This is a genomic window from Paraburkholderia nemoris, from assembly GCF_905221015.1.
Taxonomy (GTDB): Bacteria; Pseudomonadota; Gammaproteobacteria; order Burkholderiales; family Burkholderiaceae; genus Paraburkholderia; species Paraburkholderia nemoris.
Map to the genome: position 1 here is coordinate 1 of NZ_CAJNBO010000072.1, position 6,579 is coordinate 6,579.

The following is a 6,579-nucleotide window of genomic DNA, read 5'->3' on the forward strand; positions in this document are numbered from 1 at the left end:
CCAGATTGTTGATTCTTGGCACCTATGGTGTGGTGTTGCGTTGGTTTGGTTTTCAGGTTTGGTTTTCAGGTTTTGTTATATTTCAACGGGTAAGGCGGCCGACTTATCCACAGGATATCCACTTTTTTAGGTGCTTCCTGTTGCGTGACCGTAGCGCTAGCATTTGTTGCGTCGATGCTCATCCGAGGACGCAACAGGGTTAGGCCCGGCAACGTGAGGCCGCAGCACTCAGTGTTGCGTCCCCGTCGGTCCCTCGCTGCCGACTTTAGGGGCGGCTTTTCGGTTTCACACCCAGTTCCCACAGCATGTTGACGTTCTGGAGATACGTAGCAACGTTCTCGGCCGAACTGTGGATGATCGAATGTTCGTGGCCGTCAGCGCTGTCAACTTTCGCCGACCATGGGTCTTCCAGGCACTGGCAGATGTCGTTGATGTCGTCGCGATACTGCTCCAGCGTTTTCGGGTCCCACCTTCGCACAACATCAGGGGCCAGCAGCACCGAGAGCGTGCCTTTCCGCTCGCCGATATACCGTACCGGCGCGAGCATGCCACTGATGTAGAGCACCATAATCGCGTCGATCACGCGATCGTCATGATCCTCATCCCAGATGATGGCGAAGTCGAGGAACGCGCAACGTTCTAGCCGGTTCATAAACTCGTCGTGCCAGACCGGTGCCCGCAGAACAGAGTAGTGAGTTCCCCTGCCGAGATTGCCCACGGGGCGCGTTTCATCGTGCAGGGTCTGGAAGAAGGGGCAATAGGACATGTGATACTCCTTTCGGGAGAGAGGCGGCTTCCACCGCAGAACCGCAGCCATTTCGTGGCTGAGGGGATCATGCAAACATTGTCACGCCAACTAGACAGTCATCGACGCTTTGTTTCTCCCCGGCGCTTCAGACTCTCCGCCGGCATTGGAGATACGGTTGCTTCTGGTATCGCGCCAAGCTCCGCAAGTTTGTCCCGTGCGTCGCGATACTGTTCATAGAACCTGGCCCACTTGCTGAAGCCACCGAGTTCGCCGACGGCGCGCAACATCGCAAGGTGGGAAGCGGTCAGTAGTTGCACAGTGGCTTCGAGTTCTGCAATCCTGATGTCCTTGTCGGCCAGCGAGGCCGCGGTATCGGCGCCGGAGCGTTTCGCAACGCGGCCTCGCCAGCGCCGGTATTCGGCTTGCCGCTGCTGATATTCAGCGAGCAGCTTGCTCCGGGATTCGCTACGAGTGATCGACGACGCCGCATTAATGGATGGGTGTAACCGGGCAACAGCGCGTGCGGTGATATCTTCGTCCTCAGCCAGCAGCGTTTCGAGAATCTCACGCATCTGGTCGTCGTCGCTGGACGACGTGGTCTCGTTCAGTTCAATCATCAAGTACTCCGCGTTGCCGGGGCAGTGACAGGTCAACGCCGTCAGGGAAGGGGCGTTCGCCCGCTGGTGTGGCAAGAAGCTTCTGTACGCCGGTCAGCCGCTTCTCTGCGTGGTCAAGCTGGTTTTGCCAGCCGATGCTGGTCGATGGTCTGGCCTTGATCGACTCGAGGGCAAGCTTGAACTTGCCCTCGAGCCGGATCAGGTTCTGCCGGTTCTCCGGCAGATCGGTGGCCGACAGATGGCGGCAGTCCGCAAAGCATTCAAGATGTTTGGGGCAGGGATCGACCGTAAATGAATTCAGGCAATGTCCATACGGTGTGGCATGGAAACCGTCCGCTTCGGCACGAAGGTACTCGTACGCGGCAGTGTCGCCCTCTGTTACCTGGATGCGCCGGAACGCGTCCACGATCGGGCCATTGGCCTTACCGCCCTTGATGAGCCTGGCAACCGTGCTGGCTTTTTCACCGAGCATGATCTCGATGTCCTGCGGGATCTCGATCTGGTCCAGATCTTCTGCGAGGCTGCGATGGTCGTACTCGTAACTCTGTGCGACGCTGCGCCGGTTGAAGCGCTTCGAGATGATGGTGTCGGCGACACCCAGCCGGAACAGCTCAGTGTTTTGCAGATGACGCAGCATGTGCGACTCGATCTTCAAGGCACGGTCTTCGTCGGTCTGTCCGTATTTTTCGAACAGCGACGGGAGGTCCTTGGAGTCACCGAGTGCCTGTCCAATGAACGTCGGATCAGGACGGTTAACCGACATGTAGCGGGTCACGTCGCACAAACCGTCGTTGCGCTCTTCGACAAGCGAGCGCTTGGGCTGCACGAACAGAAACTCCCACGGCTGAACGACGCCGACCGCAAGCGGCAATGGTGTGGTGTCCGACACCTTCGTTGGCGTTTTGAGCCGGATATGCTCTTCGAGTTCTCCAACGTGCAGATGCGTCGCGTGCCATTCCATACGTTCAAGAAGGCTAACGGGAGAGCCGTTCCCATGGCGGAAGCGCATGCCAGTCTTGCCCTCGCGCATCGCTTTTACCAGACGGTTTCCGAACTGATAGACGGCCATGTTCAGTGTAAGGTCACCGCTGCGGCGTCGTTCCATCTGATAGCCGTACAGCTCAACGAGTACCGCCGGATCGAAGTCGTCACGGTAGCGCTCGATGAATGATTCCTGCTCAATATCCAGCCAGAACGGGTTACCCATCAACCGCGTATAGATTTCGATGATGGGCACGAGGCTGTCGGCCGGGTACCACGGAAGCAGACGCCCCGTCTCGCATTGCAGCTTCAGCGTCGCGCGTAGCGGAGCTGTGAGCTTCGCGACATGGTCGAGCGTCTCTGTCAGCAGGACCCGGAACATGTCGGGAACAGGCTGCGTGTTTTCACGCAGGAAGCGGCTGTCCGACTCGTCGTCCTGTTGCTTTTCCGCGAAGTGCCGGGCCATCAGCGACGTTGAGATGCCAACGGCTTCGCCAGCAGGCCGCCCCTTTGAGTCCAGATACGTCCGCTCGCGCTTCCAGTCGACCGGCAACAGGGCAGCTTCGCCCGCACGCATGCCAGTCACGATCATTGTGCGCACGGCGGCGAACCGCAGATCGTCCATGAACGTCCGCGGCTTCTCGGTCATCACGATCCGGGTCAGTTCCCAGAACGCCCGGCGTTCGGGTAGCCGCTCCTCGTTTTTGCGTGCCTCCAGGTCGGCGCGCAACTCGTCCTGCGACCAGGTATGTTTCGCCTTGATCGCGCTTTTCGTACGCATGCGCGTACTGTCTAGCGACGGATACAACTGCCCCACATCGCAGAGGTGTTGGGCATCAAGAATCACCTTGACGATACCGATGACCAGATCGCCAAGTTTGCCGCTGGCCTGTATCGCTGCTCCAATGCGAATCGCGATACGGAGATCATCAACGGTTAGCTGCCAAGGATCCTTTTCCACGCATGTTGCAACCACCCGGAGCGGTCGCGCGATGTGTTGCATGACATGTCCGGTGGTGTTCCGTTTGAACAGTAACTGTTCGGTAACGGATGCCTTGATCAGATCCTGCCAGGCCGGCGAGAGGGGTCGCCGGGGCAGTGGCGCCAGGCTCTGCTCAGCGCGCTCCGCATTGATGATCGCGAGCGCCTTCGCATCAGGTCCAAGATCTCGCAGGTAATGGGTCGGCGGCGGTACGTCGCCGGCAATGACAGTAAGGTTCCAGCCGACGCCGTCGCATGCGGCACCTGTTTCGTCGAGAGGCATGTCCCACGACAGCCGTTTCTCATGGGCCAGCATTTTGCCCAGTTCAATGAACGCAGAGTAGTGTGGATTCATCGGTTGTCGGCTTCCAGTTCTTCGATGACTGTCTGTATCTCGGCGATCGTGCGTTGCAGTTGCAGGTAGGCCGGCGACCTGGTGTCGCCGCGGGAACTCTGGTCGAAGAAGATCACCACTTCACGCATCTCGGCCAGCACGCGCTCATGCATCGCCTTGTCGTGCAGGGGCATGAATTTCCTGCATCCATAGCACGATGTGACCGGGTTGTAGGGACAGGCGGGCTGGCCCGATTTGCAGCCCCCGATACCGGCAATCGGAATGCCGTGAGGTACACCGGCAATCTGCTGCTCACCTTTAAGAAGGGTGAGCTCTTCCGGGGAGATGAACCGGTCGTGTGCAATTTTCGCCACGCGTCGATATATGTCCGACGCGCCGAGAGCACGGTTGACACGCTCCGCGTGGGTCGCTGATGTCTCGTAATACACGAGTCCTGTTTGCACGTTCGAATGGCCCATAAACTCGGCGAGCTCTTCGTGGCTTGCGCCGGCATCAACGAGTCTCTGGGCCGCCGTGTGGCGCAGGTCTGTTGCTGTACCGAGGTCTTCGGAGTCGATCAGCTTTCTGACGAGCGCGGCAATGCGGGTTCCGGCTTCGTAGTTCGATTCGACAGCAAAGAAATGCCCAGCACCAGCGAGACCTTCAGCCGTTCGTCGGGCCTTTAACGCAACGAAGATCGGGGCCCACTCGCGCTTGACCCGACGCGTAAGCGGTTTTCTTTTCGAGTTGCTTTTCTGTTTGGCCATATGGAAGGTTAGATGAACCGTCGGCGGTTCACCCGGTACGTCCTCCCAGATACGTACATTTCTCATGGTCAGCATCGCGATCTGGATTGGGCGCATGGCAAACTGGTAAGCGCACAACAACATGCCCGCGTCGCAGAGATCCTCGTGCGCTGGAGGTGCATTCACGGACGACATGAGAGCTGAAACGGTTTCGTCCAGATGCCTTACGATCGCAGCTTCCTCGTCGACCGACAGAAAGACATCCCCAGAACGAACTCCGGCGTGCGAATCCGTCGCGGGACCGGGCAGGGAAGAGCGTATAAATTCTTCATACGTCGGGGACCAGCCGCAAAGCCGATGGACGCACAGCAACCGTAGCAGTGTTTTGCCGAACCGGTACGCGTCCTGAGGCAAGTCTCGGGCACGCATGACGGTCCATTCGCGACCGATTTTGTGCGGGCCGGCGTCGACCAGCTTTTCGACTTCGGAAGCCGAGAAGTGCATCGCTCCGTTTGCTGCCTTGAAGGCGGAAACAACATGAAGTCCTTTGCCCAGTAGAAACAGGAAGAGCTGCTTCACCAGCATGCCGTATGCACCTGGATAGCGGTCGAAGTCCAGCCTATGTGACCGCCCATAGATCAACAGTTCGAATACCGTCGCTTCCGTGGGCGCGGCGATCGAACGGGTAGCATCATCAAATTCGTCGTAGTAACGGATGACAGGAGGAAGGGCTGGAAGTCGCGAGACCACGTCGGCAATCAACTCTCCGGCGTCGCGAGCGACATCCGCAACGCCGATGCTACGGGACTGTTGCATGGTCAGAGTCCTTTCGGGATGGCGCGCAGCAACGCTACCCGGTCATCAAAGCTGTCATTCCACACGTCCGCTAGCCGATCCTCGAACACGGCTCGTGCGTAGCGCGAGGGCATCACCGATTTCTTTGACCACCCGAAGAACGTTCGCATCTTCTGCAGCGCCTCGTCCATCGGGTCACCGTTATCCAGCAATTGATGTAACCGAACGACCGCGCAGGTGTGGCGCAGGTCATGCGGCATAACGGAGTCTTTGTCACTGCGATCGCTCAATTCCTGTCGTACCGGGTCTGGCAATACATTCGAGACTTCGCGAAACGCTTTCGTCAGTGACTCAGTCGCGAGCGGGTTGCCGACATATGAATTGAGCAGGAAGGGGTGGCTAGGGCGGCCGCGGTAGTTTTCAACGTAGGTCTGAACCAGTTGCGCCGTTAGCGGGCTGACAGGAATCTGTCGGAGAGAATGCGCTGTTTTAATGCTTGGCTTCGAATACCGTGTGTCGATCGGCTCATCGGCTTCTGCGTCCTCGTATTCATTTTGCTGCACGTTGAGCCAATAACGCAGCGTTTGTCGTTTCCTGTCAAAGCCGGATTTCACACAGTCGGCCGTGAGCAGCAGCAACTCGCCGCGCCGCAGGCCTTGATGCAGCATCAGCACGAAGGCAATGTAAACACGCCAGCGGGTCCTCGCATGCTTGAACGGATTCCGACCGGACTCCGGGTCCAGCAGATCGTAAAGCGCCTCCACGACGGAGGCTGGCAACGAACGGATGGTTTCAACCTGACTGCTTTTTCGCACGTGCAATTGGCTGTACAAGGTCGAAAGCCTGTGCAGTCGCTCCTCGATGCCTCGCAGGCGATCGTCCGGAATCCGGCTCCTGGACAGCCAGGTCAGCACATCAGTCACAAACCCGAGGCCAGCGTGCCAGCGCAACTCGTCGGCTCGGGTGGCTCGCGACCGGTTCCGGATCGAGACAAACCACGATTCAAGAACGTCGGCCAGCGCGCCGTCATCGACGTCAGCAAGAGCATCGTCGAGACCGTTTGATCCCAGAATCCGGTCCGCATGCTGGTACAGATCTTCGATGTACCGAAGCTTGCCGGTTTGGGTCGATTCGGCCAGGTGGCCCATCGACATGATCAGCCAGACGTTGGCCCAATATCGCGGAATCGGAGGTTTGCCGACAAGCGTGACGCTTCTCAGTTGCCCTGGAACCAGCGAATCCGATAACTGAAGGAAAGCCATTGATCGACGCAACGGTAAAAAGGTGCCAGATGATACATGACCGTTGCGTTCGATCTAGGCTATGAAGGCAAACCGTGCAACACCTCATTAGGTACCACTGATGTTGATAATTTAT

General features: G+C 58.2%; 5 protein-coding genes. All 5 read right to left on the bottom strand.

Translation table 11 applies throughout. The features are described 5' to 3' along the window. Positions 1–265 precede the first annotated feature (265 nt). The 5 genes from KHO33_RS41300 to KHO33_RS41320 all read right to left on the bottom strand — a co-directional run bounded on the left by KHO33_RS41300 (position 266) and on the right by KHO33_RS41320 (position 6,464). On the bottom strand, positions 266–766 hold the full coding sequence (locus tag KHO33_RS41300) for a hypothetical protein (RefSeq protein WP_054043630.1): 501 nt from the start codon (positions 764–766) through the stop codon (positions 266–268). Between the two features lie 98 nt (positions 767–864). Further along, positions 865–1,365 carry a hypothetical protein gene (locus KHO33_RS41305; RefSeq protein ID WP_054043628.1) on the bottom strand — a complete coding sequence of 167 codons (501 nt, stop codon included), beginning with the start codon at positions 1,363–1,365 and terminating at the stop codon, positions 865–867. Then, positions 1,358–3,682, bottom strand: a complete 2,325-nt coding sequence (locus tag KHO33_RS41310; protein ID WP_054043627.1) for a hypothetical protein — start codon at positions 3,680–3,682, stop codon at positions 1,358–1,360. Before KHO33_RS41310 ends, KHO33_RS41305 begins: the two co-directional genes overlap by 8 nt. After that, complete coding sequence (locus KHO33_RS41315) at positions 3,679–5,223, bottom strand: site-specific integrase (RefSeq protein ID WP_054043626.1); 1,545 nt, start codon at positions 5,221–5,223, stop codon at positions 3,679–3,681. Before KHO33_RS41315 ends, KHO33_RS41310 begins: the two co-directional genes overlap by 4 nt. Positions 5,224–5,225: 2 nt before the next feature. Further along, positions 5,226–6,464 carry a tyrosine-type recombinase/integrase gene (locus tag KHO33_RS41320; RefSeq protein WP_054043624.1) on the bottom strand — a complete coding sequence of 413 codons (1,239 nt, stop codon included), beginning with the start codon at positions 6,462–6,464 and terminating at the stop codon, positions 5,226–5,228. Positions 6,465–6,579 lie beyond the last annotated feature (115 nt).